This window comes from Prochlorococcus sp. MIT 0801, from assembly GCF_000757865.1.
GTDB lineage: Bacteria > Cyanobacteriota > Cyanobacteriia > PCC-6307 > Cyanobiaceae > Prochlorococcus_B.
The window spans coordinates 290,994-312,436 of record NZ_CP007754.1; the positions used below are offsets into that span (position 1 = coordinate 290,994).

General features: G+C 33.3%; 24 protein-coding genes and 1 tRNA gene. 11 read left to right on the plus strand and 14 right to left on the minus strand.

The window, feature by feature from the left end; genetic code table 11:
* Positions 1-5 precede the first annotated feature (5 nt).
* The gene (gene ileS / locus EW15_RS01495) at positions 6-2,909 is read left to right on the plus strand and encodes an isoleucine--tRNA ligase (protein ID WP_038651097.1); all 2,904 of its coding nucleotides are present in this window, start codon (positions 6-8) and stop codon (positions 2,907-2,909) included.
* A 36-nt stretch (positions 2,910-2,945) separates the two neighbouring features.
* Here the strand turns inward: ileS and EW15_RS01500 are convergent, their stop codons facing one another.
* The gene (locus EW15_RS01500) at positions 2,946-3,557 is read right to left on the minus strand and encodes a DUF3177 family protein (protein WP_038654969.1); all 612 of its coding nucleotides are present in this window, start codon (positions 3,555-3,557) and stop codon (positions 2,946-2,948) included.
* A 274-nt stretch (positions 3,558-3,831) separates the two neighbouring features.
* Between EW15_RS01500 and trmB the strand changes: the two genes are divergently transcribed.
* Positions 3,832-4,476, plus strand: coding sequence for a tRNA (guanosine(46)-N7)-methyltransferase TrmB (trmB, locus tag EW15_RS01505; protein WP_038651100.1), 645 nt, complete (start codon positions 3,832-3,834; stop codon positions 4,474-4,476).
* Positions 4,477-4,560: 84 nt separating this feature from the next.
* On the plus strand, positions 4,561-5,127 hold the full coding sequence (locus EW15_RS01510; protein ID WP_038651103.1) for a thioredoxin domain-containing protein: 567 nt from the start codon (positions 4,561-4,563) through the stop codon (positions 5,125-5,127).
* Here the strand turns inward: EW15_RS01510 and thyX are convergent.
* Genes thyX through EW15_RS01525 form a run of 3 tightly spaced genes read right to left on the minus strand, consistent with a single transcriptional unit; the run spans position 5,124 to position 6,910 of the window.
* A complete protein-coding gene (gene thyX / locus EW15_RS01515; protein ID WP_038651106.1) occupies positions 5,124-5,762 on the minus strand; it encodes an FAD-dependent thymidylate synthase in 639 nt (212 codons plus the stop codon). The two genes, EW15_RS01510 and thyX, sit on opposite strands and share 4 nt — an antisense overlap.
* Before the next feature lie 2 nt (positions 5,763-5,764).
* Positions 5,765-6,358: a dCTP deaminase gene (dcd, locus tag EW15_RS01520; protein WP_038651109.1), complete on the minus strand. Its 594-nt coding sequence runs from the start codon at positions 6,356-6,358 to the stop codon at positions 5,765-5,767.
* The gene (locus tag EW15_RS01525; protein ID WP_225866581.1) at positions 6,359-6,910 is read right to left on the minus strand and encodes a cob(I)yrinic acid a,c-diamide adenosyltransferase; all 552 of its coding nucleotides are present in this window, start codon (positions 6,908-6,910) and stop codon (positions 6,359-6,361) included.
* Positions 6,911-7,327: 417 nt separating this feature from the next.
* On the opposite strand from EW15_RS01525, the gene ntcA reads away from it, so the two are divergent.
* The 3 genes from ntcA to EW15_RS01540 are packed head-to-tail and all read left to right on the plus strand — an operon-like array spanning position 7,328 to position 9,425.
* Positions 7,328-8,005 carry a global nitrogen regulator NtcA gene (ntcA, locus tag EW15_RS01530; RefSeq protein ID WP_369793871.1) on the plus strand — a complete coding sequence of 226 codons (678 nt, stop codon included), beginning with the start codon at positions 7,328-7,330 and terminating at the stop codon, positions 8,003-8,005.
* A 55-nt stretch (positions 8,006-8,060) separates the two neighbouring features.
* Entirely contained in the window at positions 8,061-8,987 is a 927-nt protein-coding gene (locus tag EW15_RS01535; protein WP_038651117.1) for a DUF3084 domain-containing protein, read from the plus strand.
* Complete coding sequence (locus EW15_RS01540) at positions 8,988-9,425, plus strand: hypothetical protein (protein ID WP_038651120.1); 438 nt, start codon at positions 8,988-8,990, stop codon at positions 9,423-9,425.
* Here EW15_RS01540 and EW15_RS01545 read toward each other — a convergent pair.
* From EW15_RS01545 to psbH, 4 genes are all read right to left on the minus strand, one after another.
* On the minus strand, positions 9,409-9,666 hold the full coding sequence (locus tag EW15_RS01545; protein WP_038651123.1) for a DUF3146 family protein: 258 nt from the start codon (positions 9,664-9,666) through the stop codon (positions 9,409-9,411). The two genes, EW15_RS01540 and EW15_RS01545, sit on opposite strands and share 17 nt — an antisense overlap.
* 13 nt (positions 9,667-9,679) lie before the next feature.
* On the minus strand, positions 9,680-10,288 hold the full coding sequence (gene pth / locus EW15_RS01550) for an aminoacyl-tRNA hydrolase (protein ID WP_038651126.1): 609 nt from the start codon (positions 10,286-10,288) through the stop codon (positions 9,680-9,682).
* Positions 10,289-10,349: 61 nt separating this feature from the next.
* On the minus strand, positions 10,350-10,565 hold the full coding sequence (locus EW15_RS01555) for a TatA/E family twin arginine-targeting protein translocase (protein ID WP_038651129.1): 216 nt from the start codon (positions 10,563-10,565) through the stop codon (positions 10,350-10,352).
* Between the two features lie 33 nt (positions 10,566-10,598).
* On the minus strand, positions 10,599-10,796 hold the full coding sequence (gene psbH / locus EW15_RS01560; protein ID WP_038651132.1) for a photosystem II reaction center phosphoprotein PsbH: 198 nt from the start codon (positions 10,794-10,796) through the stop codon (positions 10,599-10,601).
* 351 nt (positions 10,797-11,147) lie between these two features.
* Between psbH and EW15_RS10410 the strand changes: the two genes are divergently transcribed.
* Entirely contained in the window at positions 11,148-11,276 is a 129-nt protein-coding gene (locus EW15_RS10410; RefSeq protein ID WP_011294252.1) for a photosystem II reaction center protein I, read from the plus strand.
* Positions 11,277-11,380: 104 nt separating this feature from the next.
* Positions 11,381-13,351, plus strand: coding sequence for a DUF3769 domain-containing protein (locus EW15_RS01565; RefSeq protein WP_225866582.1), 1,971 nt, complete (start codon positions 11,381-11,383; stop codon positions 13,349-13,351).
* Here the strand turns inward: EW15_RS01565 and EW15_RS01570 are convergent.
* The 5 genes from EW15_RS01570 to EW15_RS01590 form a co-directional block, all read right to left on the minus strand.
* Positions 13,348-13,968, minus strand: coding sequence for a 3-isopropylmalate dehydratase small subunit 2 (locus EW15_RS01570; protein ID WP_038651135.1), 621 nt, complete (start codon positions 13,966-13,968; stop codon positions 13,348-13,350). The two genes, EW15_RS01565 and EW15_RS01570, sit on opposite strands and share 4 nt — an antisense overlap.
* 30 nt (positions 13,969-13,998) lie before the next feature.
* A complete protein-coding gene (gene leuC, locus EW15_RS01575) occupies positions 13,999-15,402 on the minus strand; it encodes a 3-isopropylmalate dehydratase large subunit (RefSeq protein ID WP_038651138.1) in 1,404 nt (467 codons plus the stop codon).
* Between the two features lie 23 nt (positions 15,403-15,425).
* Entirely contained in the window at positions 15,426-16,718 is a 1,293-nt protein-coding gene (locus EW15_RS01580; RefSeq protein WP_038651140.1) for a competence/damage-inducible protein A, read from the minus strand.
* Entirely contained in the window at positions 16,705-17,940 is a 1,236-nt protein-coding gene (glyA, locus tag EW15_RS01585; protein ID WP_052041226.1) for a serine hydroxymethyltransferase, read from the minus strand. Before glyA ends, EW15_RS01580 begins: the two co-directional genes overlap by 14 nt.
* A gap of 124 nt (positions 17,941-18,064) precedes the next feature.
* A tRNA-Arg gene (locus EW15_RS01590) sits at positions 18,065-18,138 on the minus strand.
* 182 nt (positions 18,139-18,320) lie between these two features.
* Between EW15_RS01590 and EW15_RS01595 the strand changes: the two genes are divergently transcribed.
* Together EW15_RS01595 and EW15_RS01600 are read left to right on the plus strand one after the other, a co-directional pair.
* A complete protein-coding gene (locus EW15_RS01595) occupies positions 18,321-18,617 on the plus strand; it encodes a DUF3181 family protein (protein ID WP_038651146.1) in 297 nt (98 codons plus the stop codon).
* 40 nt (positions 18,618-18,657) lie between these two features.
* Positions 18,658-18,906: a hypothetical protein gene (locus tag EW15_RS01600; RefSeq protein WP_038651150.1), complete on the plus strand. Its 249-nt coding sequence runs from the start codon at positions 18,658-18,660 to the stop codon at positions 18,904-18,906.
* Here the strand turns inward: EW15_RS01600 and murJ are convergent.
* The gene (gene murJ / locus EW15_RS01605; RefSeq protein WP_038651153.1) at positions 18,893-20,500 is read right to left on the minus strand and encodes a murein biosynthesis integral membrane protein MurJ; all 1,608 of its coding nucleotides are present in this window, start codon (positions 20,498-20,500) and stop codon (positions 18,893-18,895) included. The genes EW15_RS01600 and murJ overlap by 14 nt on opposite strands.
* Positions 20,501-20,575: 75 nt before the next feature.
* Between murJ and sfsA the strand changes: the two genes are divergently transcribed.
* Entirely contained in the window at positions 20,576-21,343 is a 768-nt protein-coding gene (gene sfsA / locus EW15_RS01610; protein WP_038651156.1) for a DNA/RNA nuclease SfsA, read from the plus strand.
* Positions 21,344-21,443: the final 100 nt, after the last annotated feature.

Below are 21,443 nucleotides of genomic sequence, written 5' to 3' on the forward strand. Positions count from 1 at the left end.
TCAAAGTGAATAACATCAATAAAAATTCTCAAAAGGATCGTCCAACTTACAAAGACACTCTCAACCTTTTGCAGACTAATTTTGGAATGAGGGCAAATGCAACTATAAGAGAACCTGAGTTGCAAGCTTTTTGGAGAGAAAAAAATATAGATTTCAAATTAGGCTCAAATAATACTGGAGAGACTTTTACTTTGCATGATGGCCCGCCATATGCAAATGGAACGCTTCATATGGGGCATGCTCTCAACAAAGTCTTGAAGGACATAATTAATAAATTTCAAATAATGAAAGGGAAAAAAGTTTGTTATGTCCCTGGCTGGGATTGCCATGGATTGCCTATTGAATTGAAAGTGCTTCAAGCTATGGATAAAAGTCAACGAGCTGAATTAACACCTATTAAGTTGAGAAAAAAAGCTGCTGATTATGCAAAAAAGCAAGTTTCCCAACAAATGGATGGTTTTAAAAGATGGGGCGTATGGGGTGATTGGGATCAACCATATTTAAGTTTAGACAAAAAGTTTGAAGCCTCTCAAATCAAGTTGTTTGGTGAAATGGTCTTCAAAGGATACATATATCGAGGCCTAAAACCAGTTCATTGGAGTCCAAGTTCTCAAACAGCTCTGGCCGAGGCGGAACTAGAATATCCAACCGGTCATGTGAGTAAAAGTATTTATGTGGGATTTAAAGTTAATCAAATACCAAAAAGATTAGCTCAAGAAATTTCTAAGCAAGCTCCAGATCTACTTAATTCTGAAGGAAAATTAAAAGAAGTAAAACTTGTCATTTGGACTACCACTCCTTGGACAATTCCTGCAAATGAGGCCATTTCTGTTAATCAAAAATTAGACTATGTAATTGCACAAAGTTCTGATCGTTCATTGATAATTATTGCTAACGATCTTTTGGAAGAAGTATCTAAGAGTGTAGGAATTAATTACGAAAAAAGAGTATTAATCAAAGGATCAATCTTAGATGGAATTATATATAAACATCCTTTATTTGATAAAATAAGCCCTGTTGTTTTAGGAGGAGATTATATTACAACTGAATCAGGAACTGGATTAGTACATACTGCTCCAGGTCATGGTGTTGATGATTTCAACACTGGTAAAAAATATAATTTACCAATTTCTTGCCCAGTTGATGCAAAAGGTTTTCTAACGAAAGAAGCCGGAAAATTTGAAGGTCTAAATGTATTAAAAGATGCTAATAGTGTCATAATAAGTGATCTCATTAATGCTGGATCTTTGCTTAAAGAAATTCCATATGAGCACAGGTATCCTTATGATTGGAGAACTAAAAAACCAACTATTTTTAGAGCTACAGAACAATGGTTTGCTTCCGTTGAAGGATTTAGAGATAAAGCCCTTTCTGCCATAGAAGATGTTATTTGGCTTCCTGAATCGGGAAAAAATAGAATTAATTCCATGGTTAGAGAAAGAGGAGATTGGTGTATCTCTCGACAAAGAACCTGGGGAGTTCCAATACCAGTATTTTATGAAAAGAATGGACAAGAAATCTTGCTCAATAAAGAAACTATTTCTCATATAGCTGATTTATTTTCTGTTCATGGAGCAGATATTTGGTGGGAATATGAAGTATCTGAGCTATTACCTCCTTCTTATTTAAATGATGCAGATCGATGGCAAAAAGGTACTGATACTATGGATGTTTGGTTTGACTCTGGCTCTAGTTGGTCTTCAGTTATTTCTAAGAAAGAAAATTTAAATTATCCAGCAGATTTATATTTGGAAGGATCTGATCAACATCGGGGTTGGTTCCAGTCCTCTTTATTAACTTCTGTAGCAGTGAATGAACATGCACCTTTTAAAAAGGTCCTTACACATGGTTTTGCACTAGATGAGAATGGTAGGAAAATGAGTAAATCCCTGGGAAACATTATTGATCCTTTAGTTATAATTAATGGTGGTTCAAATAAGAAATTAGACCCTGCTTATGGAGCTGATGTTTTGAGGTTGTGGGTTAGTTCTGTTGATTATTCTGCAGATGTTCCTATTGGATCAAACATACTAAAGCAAATTTCTGATGTTTATCGTAAGGTTCGAAATACCTCTAGGTATCTATTAGGTAACCTCTATGATTTTGATTATAAAATTGATTCCATTGATATTGCTAACCTACCATTGTTAGATAAATGGATGTTGAATAGAACAGCTGAAGTAATCGATGAAATATCAGATGCATACAATAATTTTGAATTTTCGAAATTTTTCCAAACAATTCAAAATTTTTGTGTTGTTGATCTATCTAATTTTTACTTAGATATTGCAAAAGATAGGTTATATGTGAGTTCTAAATCTGACTTTAGAAGAAGAAGTTGTCAGACAGTTTTATCCTTGGTAATTGAAAAAATATCTGGATTAATTGCACCTGTTTTATGTCATATGGCAGAAGATATTTGGCAGAATATTCCATATGACTTAGAGGAAGCCTCAGTATTTCAAAGAGGATGGCCTAATGTTCCTAAATCATGGCGAAATAGTAGTTTTAATTCTCATGTGAATGAACTCCGTAAACTCAGAGCAGTTATTAATCGTATGTTGGAGAGTTGTAGAAATAATCAAGCGTTAGGTTCTTCTTTGGAAGCATCAGTAAGGGTTGATATCTCTGATCAAAAAGTTAAAGCTGCTATTGAATGGTTAGCTGAAAGCGAATCTAATAATGTTGATGTATTAAGAGATTGGTTCCTAGTTTCATCTTTACAAATTGGCGGTGAGCCATGGGCTGAAGTTTTAGTTAGTGAGGACAATGATTATGCTTCAGTCGAGATTGCAAAAGCAAGGGGATTTAAGTGTGAAAGATGTTGGCATTATGAAATAGAAATGAGTAAGAGTCCTCAACACTCAAATATTTGCAAAAGGTGCGAAAAAATAGTCTTAGCTATTTAAATAGTAATTAACTTTTAATATTAAAGTTATTATTTTTTAAAATTTACCGGCGAAACGACCATTCTTTGGTAATTGGATAAGCAACCATTGTAGTAAACCTATTAAATAGAATACTAGAGCTAAATAGGCAAAAAATGTAGCAAACCCTATACTCCAATTACCGTCTAAAACAAATTTTATTATTGTTTTTGTTGTAATGAATGAATTAAATGGAATTTCTCTCCAAGTATCACAATAGTTCTCATTGATTGAATTCAAACATCTCCAACTAAATAGATGAAGTCCAGTATTTAGTAAGGACCAAAAAGTTAAAGTCCAACGCCAAATTCGTGTAGTTAAAGCAATTGGTTTATGAGCAGGCATTTCATCAATTTCTTGATTTAAATCAAACCAAAACCAAATAGAACTAACCATAAGTATTGGGGCAACCAATGAAATTAATTGGCCTAATTGGCTCTCAACACTAAGAAATAATAGGTTTATCGCATAAAGACTAGAAACTTTCCAGTAAATTGATAAAAGTCGATCAATAGACCTCGAATTGGATCTTTTTGCCCAAATCAATAGAAATAATGGGAGACCGAGTGCGAAGGTAGCAGCAATTCGATATGAGAGCCAAACTAGAATTTGGAATTGAGGTTCAGTCAAAAAAAATCTCATTTATATGTATTATCAACCTTAAGGTATTCTTTTGATGATTATTCTTAATTATTAAAGCGTTTTCTCTATATTTGCGGAATTCTTAGATTATTGCCCCAATTCTACAATTGCTTACTTAATGAGTATATACCAATTAAAATTAAATAATTAAAAGACTCTCATCAAAAATTTATAAATTGGTTTGTCTTTATATCATCTTTTGAAAAAATTAATTGACTTTACTAATATAGTAATCTGATTTATTTATTTCAGGTTTCATTTTGTGAGACAGCATGTAAATCCTTTAAGCCAATTTTTTCAGTTACCATTATCTCTTCCCAGTAAGAATGTTCTTTTTGAGGAATCTCACTATCCAATTCATTTAGATATTGGATCTGCAAAAGGTGAATTTCTGATTGAACTAGCCAAAAAACATCCTGACTGGAATTTTGTTGGGCTTGAGATAAGAGAACCTCTTGTTAGTTTGTGTGAAAAGAAAAGAAGAAAATTAGAATTGAATAATTTAAAATTTTTATTTTGTAATGTTAATGTCAGTCTCGATGAATGGTTGTCTGATTTAGATTATGGTCAATTAAAAAGAGTTTCAATTCAATTTCCAGACCCTTGGTTTAAAAGAAAACACTTCAAGAGGAGGGTATTAAAGACAAGTATCCTCAATTCAATTGCTAAAGCTATGAGTAATGATGGCGAAATATTTATTCAAAGCGATATATTCAAACTTATTGAATATATGACTAATACGATTGATAAAAATAGATATTTTAATAGAAAAGATGTAGGACCTCAAAGATTCATTGATAAAAATCCTTATAATGTGAAGACAGATAGAGAAATATTTTCTCTTAAAAAAAATCTGCTAATTTATAGAGTAATGTATATTAGAAATAACCTATTATTCATTAATTAATAAAATTTATACTCAAAATATATGATATGTTATAAGTTAAAGTTTATGTATATAATAATTCTTATACAGAAAGTGTGATTTCTGATGATTGATAACTCCAATTCAGATGAAGATCTTGGCCTCCTTCAAAAAATTTTTTTAGTTTTACTTAGTCTTTTTTTAGTTGCTTTACTTTTCTTTTTCCGAAGTGGGTTTAAAGCTAATGCAATGCTTGATCAATTGGCTAAGAACTCCTTGGAACCAGACATAGCTTTGTTGAATGGAAAACCTACAGTATTTGAATTTTATGCGGATTGGTGTGAAGCTTGCAAAGAAATGGCTCCCGACATGTTTGATGCTGAGAAACTATATTCAAATAAGATAGATATAGTTTTACTTAATGTCGATAATTCAAGATGGTTGGATTTGATTGAAAAATATAATGTTAATGGTATTCCTCAATTAACTTTTTTTAACGATAAAGGTGAATTTAAGGGCTTTTCATTAGGAGTTAGAAAATATACTGAACTTAATGAAATCTTTCTTGCTTTAATTAATAATTCTGAGTTACCATCTTACACTAAATTATCAAATTCAAGTAATTTGATTTCTAAAAACAATTTAAAAGTGCAAAATAATATTAGAGCAGAAGGCCCTAGATATCATAGCTAGACTAGCCAGTTTAAAGCTGATGAAACTACTGGATATGCTTTTGAAAAAATATTTTTACATTCTTGTGCAATCTCCATATGCTCTTTTTGCGTGCCATGACCAGTTCTAAGATTTATGTAATGAATCCACGAGCGACATGATCCTGTCATGTAAATTCTGGTTGGCGTAGCAAGTGGAAGTACAAATCTTGCACATTCTTTGGCGATTCCAGCTTCTAACATCTCTTCATAAAGTTCTTTATTCTGATTAAATTGATGTTTGATTTTTTTGTTGAATGTATTGATAATTTCTTCTGGCAAGTCTGATATAGAATTTTGTCTATTTTTATTATCTTGTCTTCTTAATTCGGGGATAGGAATTTCTCCTAATTGCATGCTATCGGCATAGCGTTGTGAGAATTCTTGAAAGGTAAATGATCGATGTCTTAAAATTTGTGCAGCAATTCCTCTAGTAGTTTCTATTTGTAAAGTCATATAAGCTTGCTCGAATACGCTCCAATGTTCATTTTTAATGCAATACCCAATTAATTTTGTAAAATCATCATTGTCTTGATTTTTTGGATTACTAACCCTGGCAATATATGCCATGCTTTTTTCAGCGTCTGGCGTAGAAGTTATTAATTGAACACAACTCATATTTAAACCTTTGCTAGGGTTACTTTTTCTTGTTGATATTGATATTTACCTTTCCTATCACTGTAAGTTGTTTCGCAAGGATCTCCTTCAAAGAAAAGTAATTGACAAATTCCTTCATCAGCATAAATCCTGCAATCTGCTCCAGAGCTGTTACTGAATTCCAGGGTTAGATGACCTTCCCAGCTTGCTTCAGCAGGAGTTGTATTTACGATTATTCCTAGGCGGGCGTAGGTGCTTTTCCCAAGGCAAATAACTGTAATATTTGGCGGTACTTTCATTTTTTCTAATGCAACACCAAGGCCGTAAGAGTGAGCAGGTAAAATAAAATATTTACCATCTTTGTCTTCTTTCAAATCTGTGGGTTCTAAATTGGCAGGATTAAACTTTTTCGGATTCATTACTGTTCCAGGGACATGCCTAAAAATCAAAAACTCTTTAGAAGAGAGACGCAAATCATATCCATATGATGAGCAACCAAAGCTTAAAACAGGAGATTTTTCTGATTCCGGCTCAAGATGTCTTATTAGCTTTTCTTGAAAAGGTTCAAGCATTCCTAATGAAGCCTGTTCAGCAATCCAACGATCGTTTTTTAACATTTAATTGCAGCGTAATTCAGTGATTTGATCAGCCATTTCAATTACTTTAGGCGGGATTGATGGTCCTGTAAGAATAATATCTGTGGATGATGGTCGATTATTTATCAAGAAAATTAAATCATTTTCTTCAATGAAACCAAGACTAATAGCCATTCCAATTTCATCAAGAATGATTTTATCTATTTTTTTTTCAATTAAACGTGCTTTACAAAATTCCCAAAGTTCTTTGATCGCTTTTTCTTCATATTTTCTCTTTAAAGATAAATGTTCTTCCAATATTTTTTCTGGTAAGCACGTTTCAATTGCTGGTCTTAACCACTCAAGTCGCCCGCAAAGATTGATAGCTCCACTTGGCCCTTGATTGACTCCACCTCTCAAAAATTGTGCTATTAAAACCTGGCTTCCTAATCCTGCAGATCTAATTGCCTCACTAAGAACAACAGAAAAACTGCCTCTGAAAGTAGAAGTATGGATTTGAACTTGGCCTTGTGTCGCAACTAGTTGTAAAGGCTTTTTAATGGGGGTAGGCCTTAGAGACGTCTCTGTTGACATAGATGAACCCCTTTGTTGAGCATTAATACTCGCTCGTGCATTCATATTGATTTTGATCAGAATGTCTTCAAATTAATCTAGCGGCATAAAATTTCTAATCAACCAATTGAACACTATCTGTGGTGTATGGAGTAAGAATAATTGGTTCTCAAAACTATTAAGGCCCCAAAAGCGATTCAAAAAAAACAGGAGAAAGTAGTTTTTCATACCTTTTGAAAAAATAGTCGCAATTTTTTGAGTGAAAAAAAGATAGAATTTCCTGAACGAACAGCCTTGTATTAAAGACTTAGGTTCAAAAAAGTCGCCATGGCTACATATCGTTTTTTCTCGACTTATTAATGTTCTCAGAACAGTTAATTAAACATGGTCACCTCCTATCGTGGCTTTACTCGTTTCAACCAACCAAGAAATAGCCAGATGGTTGGTAATTCATCTTCTCCATTGCCGCCAAATAAGTCTCTCTTAGATGTAATTAAATCTTTGGAGGGATTCTCTACTGAAACAGTTGATAGGTCAAAAACTATTTTTTTTCCTGGTGATCCTGCAGAAAGGGTTTATTTGATAAGACGTGGTGCAGTTCGATTGAGCAGAGTCTATGAAACGGGCGAAGAAATTACTGTTGCTTTGTTAAGAGAAAATAGTCTGTTTGGAGTTTTATCTTTATTAACAGGACATAGATCAGATCGTTTTTATCACGCAATTGCCTTTACTCGTGTGGAGCTCGTTTCTGCCCCAGCCACATCAGTAAGGAATGCAATCGAGCAAGATGCCTCTGTTGGGCTGCTACTTTTACAAGGTTTATCAAGTCGGGTACTTCAAACTGAAACAATGATTGAAACTTTGACTCATAGAGATATGTCTTCTCGTCTTGCAAGCTTTTTACTTGTTTTATGTAGAGACTTTGGCGTGGCTGGGGAAAAAGGAGTCACAATTGACTTGAGACTCTCTCATCAAGCCATTGCTGAGGCCATAGGCTCAACCAGAGTTACTATTACACGACTACTTGGTGAGTTGAAAAGTTCCTCCTTATTGGCAATAGATAGGAAGAAAATAACCATATTTGATCCAATAGCGCTTGCGAAAAGATTTAATTGAAGGCCATTGCATACTAAGGTTTAAGAGGTTTGATTAATTCTTCTTCTTTCTCTCTGTGACTGTCTGGCTGAAAATTCTTTTACTATTAATCCTGGGTGGAATACTTTCTACTCTAGGTGATCGCTTAGGTACAAAAGTTGGCAAAGCGCGTTTAAGTATATTTAAATTAAGACCAAAAAGTACCGCTGTATTAATAACTGTTTTTACTGGAAGTATTATTAGTGCTATTTCATTTGCAACTATGGTTATATTTGATAGAGATTTAAGGGTTGGATTATTTCAGTTAGAGGATATTCGAGAAAAGATTATAGAGAGTGAAAAAGAATTAAAAAAATTAGAGAAAAATTTGTATGCTTTTAGGAGTGGGAATGTAGTAATTAGTAGTGGTCAAACTCTAGTAACTAAGACTATTAAATTAAATAAAACGAATGATATTAAAAAAATTATAGAAAGTATATTACAGCAAGCAAATTTTTATGCTTTTAATTTAGTAAAAACAAATCAATCTGAATATCGAAGAATATTATTAGTTCGTAAAGATGATATTGAGAAACTTGAAAAAAAGATAGCTGATAATAGAAGTTGGGTCGTTAGGATTAAATCAGCAGGAAATATACTTAGAGGTGAAAATTATGTTTATGCATTTCCTGAAGTCACATTAAATAAAATGATTACAAAGAAAGGTGAAGTTATTGCGATAGAAAATATATCTTTATTAAAATCAGATTCTGAAACTATCAGTAAGAAGATTAATCTTTTAATGGCTTCAACTTTAGCTGAGGTTAGGCGTCGAGGATCATTAAGTTCTGAGTTGAAAATTAATGCTAATCAAATTAATAATTTAGGAAAATATCTAGTTAGTAAAAAAAAGGGAGATTTCCAAATTATTACAAGGGCTCTTGATGATAGTCAAAGTGCTGAAAAAGTCTCCGTATCATTGGAATTAAAATCTCTAGCAAAATCTATACTAAACAAGAGTTAAATGAGTCTTTATATATCCATAGATCCTGGAATGAAAAAATGTGGTTTATTATTGGCTGATATTCAATCCGGAAAAGTTATTGAGGCAGGTGTAGCTTCATTAAATAAATCTTCTGATTTAGTTTCTCGATGGAATGAAGATTACGACATTATCAATATAATAATTGGTGATGGAACTAATTGTAAGTATATAGGGAATAAATTAAAACGAAATAATTTTTTGAATATAAATTATGTGAATGAAAGAGGATCAACGCTAAGAGCAAGATTTAGATATTGGCAAATTTGGCCTCCAAATTATTTTATTCGTTGGCTTCCAAAAGAAATTCTTTTTCCTCCTGCGAATCTTGATGCAATTGTCGCGTTGATTTTATTGGAAGATTTTTTAAAATATAGATTTATTTGGCCAGCTAAAGTCAGTATTAAAACTTGGCCCTAACTGTAAAAATGTAATCTCCACCAGACTCAAGTTTATAATCAGCTTTTACTAAATAGCGCTCTAATGCATCTTTTATTAGCGCCCTGCCTAGTGGCGGTTCGACAAAAAGTTGTCCCTGATTAAAAGCCCAAATAAAACTCCACTCAAAATTTCCTGCACGGACAATCCCCTCAACTTTTTTTTGATTAAAGCATTGCTTATGAATTTGAAGATATGCAGTAGTTGATGGCTTGTTATACATTTTTATAAAGTTATTAAATGTTAGGTTTGTACGAATTTAGTCGAGTAGTTATCTTTTCCCAATTATTAGATGTAATTGATTCAATACAACTAATTATTTCATGAATGATTAAATCTAATATTATGAATTCATCTTTTGAAAATTTTCCTAAAACGTGAGAAACAGTTTTAGATTTCCTCTCTTGTTGGTCGTTACTTGGCGCTCCTATACCAATCTTTAATCGCTTAAACTCATCAGTACCAAGATGGTTGATAATGCTTTTCAATCCATTATGACCTCCTGAGCTGCCTTTAGAGCGGACTCTTATTTTTCCCAGAGGGAGATCCATGTCGTCGACTAAGACTATTAATTGATTATTTTTAAAATTAAACCAATCCTTTGTTGATCTTACTGATTTTCCACTTTCATTCATGTATGTGTTGGGCATTAAAAGCCTAGTTTTTTCTATACCTGAGCCGTATTCACAAGTCCTGCCAAATAGTTTTTTGCTTTCACTAAAGCTACAATTATTTTTTCTCGCTATTTTTTCTAACACTATAAATCCGACATTATGACGAGTTTTTTCGTACGCAGTCCCCGGATTGCCTAAGCCTACTAATAATTTCAAGTCATCGGACAACATACCAATCAAACAAAATCGTTGTTGATTTTAATAGTTAGATGTTTAGTTAATTTTCTGGAAATTAATTTTCTTTGTCCACAATGTTTTCATTTGCAGACTCTTCTTCTTTCATGGCGTTTTGTATTTCACGCTCAAATTCCGTAGAGGCACTTTGAAGACCCTTTAAGGTTTTTCCAATAGTTCGCCCAAATTCGGGAAGTCGTTTTGGACCAAAAATAATTAGTGCCAAGCCGGCAATAACAGCAATTTCTGGTAAACCAACCCCGAAAATATTCATGGGCGAATCTCAACTGCTCAAAATTTAACCAATTTAGCCGTTCCAGTCGACGGAAAAACCCTGTAAAAGAAGTGATTGGTTATAAATTTGGAGCATGATCACTAGAAAAATCAGTAGTAAAAGTCCTATAAAGGCCATGACAGGTACTGCTCCCCAACCTGGAACAACTTTTCCTTGTCCAGAATTGCCAATGGATTTAAGCAAAGATCCAAGTGCTGTTTTTTGTCCCATGTCGTTTCTCTAAGCTCAGATTTGTATGAGTCAAGATATTGTATGAGAACTTGTCCAAAAGAAGAAGAGACTGTAGAAACTTGTGATGGAATGAACCAAAAAAATATTATTTTTGATAAATGTGGTCTAAAAAAGCTGAAAAACTAGCAAAATCACAAAACGAAATAAATTTGTAATTTTAGGAAATGGTATGAGAAAAATCGATCTTTCTATTTGTTTCCTAGCTTTTATTGGCTTTCCCGAGGGATGAAAATTTTATTCATTTCCAAAAGTCTGTAACACCTTTGGTTTTTTGATTGGAGTTATTGACTTCATAGGATAGGTTAAATCTCTATTTAGTTGGTTAGATTCATGCTTGCCCTCAAGATTTCCGTCTATACGGTCGTCTTTTTCTTTGTCGGGATCTTTTTGTTTGGTTTCTTGGCAAGTGATCCAACAAGGACACCCAACAGAAAGGATTTGGAAAGTCCCCAGGACTAAAAATGACGCGCTAATTACTGGACTAAATAAGCTCCTGTAATTGCTTTATTCGGTATCATCTTTTCGTCGGCTTAACTCTTTTGACGGCGAATAAAAAATATCTATTGGCTTTAAACCTTGGACTTCTGGGGTTTAGTATATTACTGTCTTTATCTGAGACCTCAAGAGGAAAGGGGAATTCTCTCGGAAAATCAGTTATTGATAAACACTACAATTTTTCTGTTGGTAATTTAGTAGAAACCTATAAAAGGTCATCCTCAAGAAAATTAGAACATAATAAAGTTGCATCTTTAACTCTTAAAATATTTGCTGATAAGCAATATGATTATGATCAAAATATTTATCTAGCCGAGGGGAATGTAAAGGCTCTAATAAATGGTGGAATTTTAAGATCTGACTTGTTAAGTTATGATAAATCAACAGGTACTCTTTCTGCTGAGGGTAATATTAGATTCAGAAAGGGAGGGCAATATTTTAGAGCTAAAGAATTCGAATTTAATTTGTTAAAGAAAGAAGGTAGTATTAAAGATGCATATGGGATATTAGATTTGAAAAATATATTAAATGATTTGGAAATCGATGCTAGTTCAAATCAGGTTAAAGCTCAGAATAAAATTAATGATAACAAAATAAATACTTACGATGATGGAATAGAATTTTCTTTTGGAAATATTAAATTACCAGAAAATAAAATTACAAGATCTAATAAATCTATTGGTTCAATTAATAACTGGAGATTTAAATCTGATTTAATAAATATTAAGGAAAATGGCTGGAAATCTAATAGAATTGTTTTTACTAATGATCCATTTGATCCAAATCAAATCTCTTTTGAGGGGATAGATGTTGTCGCAGAAGATGATGATGATAGATTAGTTATTACTAGTTCTAAAACTAATTTAATTCTTGAGAATAGATCGAAAATTTTTATTGGAAAAAGAATATTTGGAGACCAAAAGAAAAAGAGAAGTAAATTTCAATTGATATTAGATAGTAAAGATCGTGACGGATTAGTCTTGGTAAGAAGAAGTAATACAACGAATATTAATAATAATATAGAACTTGATCTACAGCCTCAGTTTTTACTTAATAGAGCTTTTTTAGGTAAAACTAATAGCTATAAAAATAGTAAAAATAAAAATATTAATCTTGCTGACTTATTTGGTTTGAATATAAATCTAAAAGCAAGTAATGCCAATTGGCAATTTGATAGTTTAAATGATTTAAGTACATTAAATACATCTAGATTATTTTCTGGTTTAAGGCATTCAAGCTCTTTTAGAATACCTATTTTAGAAGAATCAACTTTCAATATGTTTACTGCTTATAGATCTAGAGCTTGGAATGGAACAATTGGTGAGACTGAGATTAAATCTGCATTTGGAGGCTTTATCGAAAAGTCGCAGTATTTTACGACTGGCAATTTAAAAAATAACTTAAAGATTAGGATAGGAACAGGTAGATATGAATCAGAAAAATTTGAAAATAGTGAAATGATTAGTCTTTGGCGCTCTAGTATTTTTTCTTCTTTAGATAGTGAATATCAAATCTGGAAAAGTAATAAAAATAATCTTCATCAAAATTTTGTAACGCCTTTATCCCCTGTTTTAATTGACTCTGAATTAGTCTTAAGAGCTAATATTGATTCAGCTTATTTTAAATATTTGCATGATAGTGATCAAGGCTTTCTTAAACTTAGTATTGGTCCCGAAATTAGACTAGGTAATTTAGAGAAAGATTTTTTTGATTATACAAAACTTTCTGTTATGCCAGGTTTGAAAATTAAATTTGGAAATAGTCCATTTAAATTTGATAACGCAATAGATTTAAAAACAATAAATATAAGTTTAATGCAACAAATATATGGACCTTTAATGTTTGATGTTGTTTCTAACTTAAATATTGATAGCAGTTCCAAAAACTATGGAGAATATTATGATACAAAGTTAGGAATCTTATGGCATAAAAGAGCATACGAATGTGGGATTTACTATCATCCTAATAATGATGCAGGAGGCTTATATTTTCGTATAAATGGATTTAAATTTGGTAATTCTACTAAAGCAGTATTTTAGAGCTTTTGTTTGAAATTATTGAGATAAGGTAAGTTATTAAATGTTTTATTTATTTTTTCTTCTTCATCTAGTAGTTGAGAGGTGGCATCCCATTTGCCTGTAAAAAGCATATTGTAGGCTCCTTCATCAAGAATAAGTTTGACAGTTTCTTTTTGATTAGAAATGGATAGGTTTTTAAGATTGAAATCCCAAATTTGGTTATTATTTATTTCAACTAGGTTTTGCAATTTAACTATTTCTTCTTTTGTGGCTGTTAGACAAGGTATCCCGAGAGCAAGGCAATTCCCAAAGAAGATCTCAGCAAAGCTTTCGCCAATAATTAATCTTATCCCCCATCTCATAAGAGCCTGAGGTGCATGTTCTCGACTTGAGCCACAGCCAAAATTGTCATTAACAATAAGAATATTTGCCCCTTTATTATTTTCAAGATCAAATGGATGATTACCCTTTAGTTCTTTTCTATCATCAGCAAAGACTTGTTCTCCTAAAGCGGAAAAACTTACACATTTGAGAAATCTTGCAGGAATTATTCTGTCAGTGTCAACATCATCGCCTCTAATTGTAAGGCTGCGGCCTTGTATTGATTTGATTTCACCTTTTGGGAACTTTTGATTCATTTTTCAATAAGTTTATTTTTAGTTTTACTCTTACAGGAACTTTCTTACATCTGAAACCTTTCCATTTATTGCAGCAGCAGCAACCATAGCGGGGCTCATTAACAAGGTCCTCCCGTTTGCAGAGCCTTGTCGTCCTTTGAAATTTCTATTACTCGAACTAGCACTTATTTGTCTCCCTTCTAGTTTGTCTGGGTTCATGGCCAGACACATTGAGCAACCTGGTTCTCGCCATTCAAAACCTGCTTTAAGGAATATTTTATCTAATCCTTTTTCTTTTGCCGCCTTAGCAACCTTTTGAGAACCAGGAACGACAAATGCTCTAATCCCAGCAGCGACAGTATTACCTTTAACAACCTTAGATGCCTCTTGGAGATCACTTAATCTTCCATTGGTACAACTACCTATAAAACAAACATCAATTGATTGTCCCTCTATGGGTTCGTCTGGTTTAAGATTCATGTATTTGCAAGCATCTTTAGCGATTTGTTGCTCATTTTCGGGAAGCAACTCAGGGTTTGGAATTGTTTCTTTGATTGAAATTCCTTGGCCAGGAGTTATACCCCAAGTAACAGTAGGTTCGATTGATGATCCATCTAATTGAATCTCATCATCGAATGTCGCTTTTGAATCACTAGCTAAACTTTTCCACCAAGAAATAGCCCTATCCCATTCTTGACCTTTGGGCGCGTGTTCTTTCCCTTTAATATATTTGAAAGTAGTTTCATCTGGGTTGATATAACCGCATCTTGCACCACCCTCAATAGCCATATTGCATATGGTCATTCGTCCCTCCATTGATAGCTTTTCTATTGCAGGCCCGGCAAATTCATATGCAAATCCAACGCCTCCTTTAACTCCAAGATGACGAATGATATGAAGAATTAGGTCTTTTGCATAGACTCCCTTTTGCAATTCACCCTCTACCCATATTCTTCTTACTTTTAATTTATTCATTGCCAAGCTTTGACTGGCTAAAACATCTCGCACTTGACTAGTCCCAATACCAAAGGCAATTGCTCCAAATGCTCCATGGGTTGAGGTATGTGAATCTCCACAAGCTACTGTCATCCCAGGCTGGGTTAATCCTAATTCTGGAGCCATAACATGTACTATTCCTTGCGAATTACTTCCAATTCCGTGAAATTTTATCCCATGTGTTTTGCAGTTTTTTTCTAAAGTAGTCAACATTTCCTCGGCAAGAGGATCACTAAAAGGACGCTGCTGGTTTGAGGTCGGAACTATATGGTCAACTGTTGCAACAGTAAGATTGGGAAACTTTACTCGAAGTTTTTTTTCATTAAGTGCAGAAAAAGCCTGAGGACTTGTAACTTCGTGAATTAAATGAAGACCAATAAAAAGTTGAGTCGATCCTCCAGGTAACTCTTTTACCTGATGGAAGTTCCAAACTTTGTCGTAGAGGGTTCTAGAACTCAACTTTCAAATCCAATGATTAGGACTTAATTTTCCATGATTATAGATAAACGTAATCTATCAAGAGCATTTAAAACGCTTAATTTTTGAATATCTTCTCTTGTCTTATTAGATCCAAAATTTTCTTCCCATGTAATAAGGGTTTTTGGACCCTTAATACAAAAATTGACTAGACCAACTGGTTTTAATTTGCTTCCTCCAGTGGGGCCTGCAATTCCACTGACAGAGATAGCCCAGTTAACTTTGAATTTTATTTGGACGCCTCTCGCCATTGCTTCAACAACTGGCTTTGAGACTGCACCATGGGTATTAATGATTTCCTCAGGCACACCTAGTAATCTCTGTTTAATTAAATTGTTGTATGCGATGACACCTCCATGGAAAATTTTTGAAGATCCAGGGATTTTTGTAAGTCTAGAACCTATTCCACCTCCGGTACATGATTCCGCAACAGCAATAGTTTCTTTTCTTTCCAGTAATAATTTAAATACAATTTCTTCAAGAGTTTCATTGTCTACACCAAAGCATTTTAATCCAGTGATTTGAGTTAATTCTTTTTTAATAGGTTCTATCAATCTATTGGTTTTTTCCGAATCCTCTCCTTTAGCTGTGATTCTTACCTTTACTTCTCCAGTGCTTGCATAAGTTGCAACAGTTGGGTTTTTTGATATTAGTAAATGAGGAATTTTGTCTGCTAGCAATGATTCACTTATACCTGCAAAATGTAACACTTTGCTAGAGATAACTTCTTTTGATAAATTATTACTAATTAATAATTTTGATGCTTCTTTAACCCACATTTCTTTTAACTCACTCGGGACTCCAGGGAAAGTAATTATTGTGAAATTTTCCTTTGGACTCCAAAAAATACCTGGGGCAGTTCCTGAGTAATTGTTTATAATTTTAGCGCCCCTTGGGACTAAGGATTGCTTCTTTTGACTTTCGGATAATTTACTATCCTTTTTGATTAACTTGTTTTTCAAGTCAATCAAAATATCATTTCTTTGTTCTAAAGGTGTTTGAAAAGTATCAGCAATCACCTTCGTTGTTATATCATCTGGAGTTGGTCCAAGCCCACCAGTTGTTATTAGAATTTCAGATCGATTAGATGCTTCAAGTATTGCTTCTTCTAATCTGGCAGGGTTATCTCCAATAACGGTTTGTCTGAAATGTGGTATTCCTAAAATTGCTAATTGCTCTGCTATCCATTGAGAATTTGTGTTTACAATATTTCCTAGAAGTATTTCACTTCCAATGCATAAAATCTCTGCTCCAAATTGATTTTTCTTGTTAATAGAAATTTCTTTAGATTTTTTCACTATATAAAGGAAACTTATCGCAAAGTTCAGATACTTTATTGATTGACTTTTCCTTTATATCTTCATCGTTAGGGTTAAGTAGTCTATCTGCAATAACATTACCAACATCTTCAAAGGCTTGTTCATTAAAACCTCTAGTAGTAAGGGCTGCTGAACCTAGCCTTAGCCCACTAGTAACAAATGGGGACTCGGGGTCAAAAGGTACAGTGTTTTTGTTCGCGGTTATTTTAATATCACTTACTAATTGATCAGCAACTTTACCTGTCATCCCAATGCTTCTAAGGTCAAGAAGAACTATATGATTGTCAGTTCCTTTGCTTACAATTGAAATTCCCCTTTTTTGAAGTTGATTAGAAAGAACTTGTGCATTTGAGATTACTTTTTGACTATAGATCTTGAATTCGGGTGCAGAAGCTTCTTTGAAGGCAACAGCCTTGGCCGCGATTACATGTTCTAAAGGACCTCCTTGGGTGCCAGGAAATACTGCTTTATCAAGCTTTTTTCCTATCTCCTCATCTTTTGAGAGAATTAGTCCACCCCTTGGCCCTCTAAGAGTTTTGTGAGTGGTTGTTGTAACTACATCGCAATATGGAATTGGACTTGGGTGAAGTCCACTCGCGACTAAACCAGCAATATGAGCAATATCAGCTAATAAATAAGCATTTACCTCATCAGCTATTGATCTGAAAGCCTGGAAGTCGATTTTTCGTGGATAGGCAGAGAATCCACAGATAATCAATTTTGGTTGATTTTCAATTGCTTTTTTTCTTATTGCATCCATATCGAGCATTTCGGTCTTTTTATCAACTTCGTAATGGCAAGTCTTAAACCATTTGCCACTTACATTTACAGGTGAACCATGTGTGAGGTGACCTCCATGAGATAAGTCCATTCCCATGATTGTTTCCCCTGGCTTTAGAAGGCTAAGGAAAACTGCAAAGTTAGCTTGAGCTCCGCTGTGTGGTTGGACGTTTGCCCAGTTGGCACCAAAAAGGTTTTTTGCTCTATCTATTGCTAGTTGCTCAATTCCATCGACATACTCACATCCTCCGTAATAGCGTTTGTTAGGGAGACCTTCAGCATATTTATTTGTTAGGACTGATCCTTGGGCTTCCATTACGGCCTTAGAGGCAAAATTCTCGCTTGCGATAAGCTCTAAATGAGTTTCTTGTCTTGATAATTCATTGTTTATTAATTTCGCAATACTTGGATCACATTCAATCAAAGAAGATTCAATAGTCACTTTATTCTTTTATTCATAATTTGATAGTAAGCATATGTTTAGTCCAATGAGAGAAAACTTTCTCTTATTTTCTGAATATATATGGATTTACAAATTTTTTAAACGCGCCTGGAGAGATTCGAACTCCCGACCCTCTGATCCGTAGTCAGATGCTCTAATCCGCTGAGCTACAGGCGCATGAAAAAACAATATCAGATAGTCTCCCAAAGAATAGAAAAATATGTTTGTATCTATGCCTTGAAAATTCATTAAAATCAGATCAAGAAACCTAAAAAGTTGTTATTCCATTAATTTTTTTAATTTTGAGAAAGTAACCAATCTCTGCCTAAGGTCATGAATAAGAGAAAACCCTAGGTTTTATGTCCACTTCTATCGATGCATCGCAAATTAATGAGCTTGCGATGTCAATAGCTGACAGATTATTTATTCAAGTTGGAAATTGGAACCTTTATCTAGGTGATGCTTGCCTTGCAAAGGACTTAGCTATTGAATGTCAGGCTAACTTTGATCAAGGTGCAAATGTTGCAGCTAGAAAAGGTCTTGAAGGAATTCAAGTAAAACTTGGCGGCGGTATCACGCGATTGCCGTTGTCAAAATTAATTCCACCAAATCAACTTTTTGACCTTGAGGAGATTTTAGAACCCTATTGCAGATAAGATTTGATCAATTGCTTCTTTATTCTTGCTAATCATTCAGGTGACTAATGCTAGAGAGGTTGTAAGGCAGCGAATTGGTCGATTAGGAGAGAGACTTATAGGGAAAGTTGCTGATGCTGATGCACAGGTTGAAAAGGAATTAATGAAAGAGATGGAAATAGCTTTTAAAGAGTTTGGCATCGAAGCAAGAATTCTCTCAGTAAGTGGAGTGAAAACGGATGAAATGAATTGTTTGGAAATTCCACTTAAAGTTAGATCAGAAAAAGATGTTTTTCTTAAAGACGAATAAACTTCTCCTTTAAAAACTTACTTAATTTATCAATATCATCAATTTTAAGAATAATTGCTAGACAATAAAAGATAATCATACTAATTCCAGATGATATTATTAATTTTAATAATAAATTGATAAAACTATAGGGTATAAATATTACTTTAAAAATAAAGAATGAGCAAATACCAGAAATTAGACCTATTAGAATAATTCTCAGATTCTGAGATAATAGATTAGATAAATCTAGATTATCTAATTTATGATTTAATTTAAATAGTAAAAGTATGCAAGCAAAGAAATTAACAAATGTAGTTGAAAAGACTAATCCATTTACTCCTAAGTTTAGGGGTGATAGCTCCCCCCATGGACTTGAGCCTCCTATGAAAAACCAGTCAAAAAATAAATTTAATAATATTGCTATGATTGATATTCTAAATGGTGTTTTTGCATCCTCTATACCATAAAAAACTCTTACTAATAGATCTCTACATAGATAAAAAGGCATGCCTATTCCATATGCAATTAATAGTTGACTTACTACATCAACCGCATTTTGATTGAATGAACCTCTCCCATAGATTAATATAACTATTGGAGTAGAAAGTGAAATAAATATCGATCCTAAAAACACCATAGAAGTCGACGAAAGAATTAATCCCTGATGGATTTTTTTGATCAATTTTAAATGATTTTCTCGAGCTCTTAAACTTACAAAAACTGGTAATAATGGAATTAAAATAGAATTTGATACTATTCCAAGAGGTGCTTGAACTAAAAAGTTCGCGTAACTTAAGGCAGCTGCAGCACCAACTATTTTCGATGCAAAGAATAAATCAGTAAAAACATTAATTTGTATCATTCCTGAAGATAGTGATGCAGGGGCAATCATTTTCAAGGCCCTTTTTAGTTCTGCATATTTTGTTCTTATTGAAAAACTTATCGCAAATATTCCTTTTTTTATTAGGAACGGTATTTGAATTAAATATTGAGAAAGGGCACCTATAAATGTAGCCTTAGCTAAAATAATTCCTCCTCTCATATTCAATCCATCTATATCAATAGTATTTCCTTTGTTTATCCAAAAGTTTGATATTGAAATTATGATTACTAGACTTGAAACTAATGGAGCGATAGAGGGAATCAAAAATTCTTTCTTTGCATTTAGTGATCCAAATCCAAGACCTATTAATCCAGAAAGGAAGATTATTGGAGACATTATTTTTAATTGATAGGATGCTATTTCTTTTATTTCAGGGGTTAAACTAGGTCCAACTAAATTAATCAAAAAATCAGATGAAAAGAAAATAAAAAAACTTATAATTAATAGTATTATAGATAAAATATTATTGATTGAACTTATAAATAATCTACTGTCAACTTTATTTTTATCTGCCAATAGTGTAACCATTGAGTTATGCAATGGACCATTAATACCTCCTAAGAGAACTAAAAAAAATCCAGGTATAATATAAGCATAATTATATGCATCATATGCAGCACTAATTCCGAAAGCACCAGCAATAACTAGTTGCCTTGCCATCCCTACAAATTTGCTCAATAAAGTTCCTAAACTTACGACGAAAGCAATTTCTTTGATTGATTTCGACATGTTAAATTTGAAAAAAGAGAACTTTCATTTTTCTAGAATATTTTGTAGTCCTTGTTTTAATTGGATGTTAATTAAGTGATTGAAATTGGCAAAACCATTATTAAGTTTCCTCCTCTTATAGAGGGAATATTAATTAAGAGATATAAGAGGTTTTTGGCGGATATTGAATTGGATGATGGAGAGGTTGTTACAGCGCATTGTGCAAACACAGGCCCGATGAAAGGGGTCTTGTGGCCTGGGCGAAGAGTCAGACTCAAGTATTCTCCTTCTCCCAAACGTAAATTAGATTGGTCTTGGGAGCAAGCTGAGGTTCCTAGTCATAATGAGAACAAGAAATGCTGGGTAGGTATTAATACATCTTTGCCTAATAAATTGATTAAACATCTAATTGAAGCAAATTGTTTAGAGAAGCAATTTGGTCAAATTTCAAGCATTAAGCCTGAAGTTGTTTATGGCTTTGAGAGAAAAAGTAGAATTGATCTATTGCTTTATCCCAGCATTCAGAATGAAGATAGTAGAAAGATATTTGTCGAGGTTAAAAATACAACTTGGTGTCAAGATTCTTTAGCATTGTTCCCAGATACAGTAACGACTAGAGGTCAAAAACATTTAATAGAATTAATGAGTATTTATCCAGATTCTCGAGCAGTCCTAATTCCTTGTATTAGTAGAAGTGATATAGAACTTTTTGCACCTGGTGACATAGCAGATCCTGAATATGGGAGGTTGTTTAGAGAGGCAATAGCTAAGGGTGTTGAAGTGATTCCATGCGCATTTGGTTTTTTTGCAGATCACATCACCTGGGAGGGTGTTAGACCATTTCAGAATTCGAGAGAAAAATAAATTATTTAATATAAGTCACAGTTTTAAATAGTTTACCTATTAAAACTAGTTCTTGGTTTTGGCTGTACTGCTTCAGCTATTTACACATTTATAAATTCAA

Coding starts and splice junctions, on each gene's coding strand:
- EW15_RS01510 (WP_038651103.1), top strand. CDS start 4,561: ATGATTGATAACTCCAATTCAGATGAAGATCTTGGCCTCCTTCAAAAA.
- thyX (WP_038651106.1), bottom strand. CDS start 5,762: ATGAGTTGTGTTCAATTAATAACTTCTACGCCAGACGCTGAAAAAAGC.
- dcd (WP_038651109.1), bottom strand. CDS start 6,358: ATGTTAAAAAACGATCGTTGGATTGCTGAACAGGCTTCATTAGGAATG.
- EW15_RS01525 (WP_225866581.1), bottom strand. CDS start 6,910: ATGTCAACAGAGACGTCTCTAAGGCCTACCCCCATTAAAAAGCCTTTA.
- ntcA (WP_369793871.1), top strand. CDS start 7,328: ATGGTTGGTAATTCATCTTCTCCATTGCCGCCAAATAAGTCTCTCTTA.
- EW15_RS01540 (WP_038651120.1), top strand. CDS start 8,988: ATGAGTCTTTATATATCCATAGATCCTGGAATGAAAAAATGTGGTTTA.
- EW15_RS01545 (WP_038651123.1), bottom strand. CDS start 9,666: ATGTATAACAAGCCATCAACTACTGCATATCTTCAAATTCATAAGCAA.
- pth (WP_038651126.1), bottom strand. CDS start 10,288: ATGTTGTCCGATGACTTGAAATTATTAGTAGGCTTAGGCAATCCGGGG.
- EW15_RS01555 (WP_038651129.1), bottom strand. CDS start 10,565: ATGAATATTTTCGGGGTTGGTTTACCAGAAATTGCTGTTATTGCCGGC.
- psbH (WP_038651132.1), bottom strand. CDS start 10,796: ATGGGACAAAAAACAGCACTTGGATCTTTGCTTAAATCCATTGGCAAT.
- EW15_RS10410 (WP_011294252.1), top strand. CDS start 11,148: ATGCTTGCCCTCAAGATTTCCGTCTATACGGTCGTCTTTTTCTTTGTC.
- EW15_RS01570 (WP_038651135.1), bottom strand. CDS start 13,968: ATGAATCAAAAGTTCCCAAAAGGTGAAATCAAATCAATACAAGGCCGC.
- EW15_RS01595 (WP_038651146.1), top strand. CDS start 18,321: ATGTCCACTTCTATCGATGCATCGCAAATTAATGAGCTTGCGATGTCA.
- murJ (WP_038651153.1), bottom strand. CDS start 20,500: ATGTCGAAATCAATCAAAGAAATTGCTTTCGTCGTAAGTTTAGGAACT.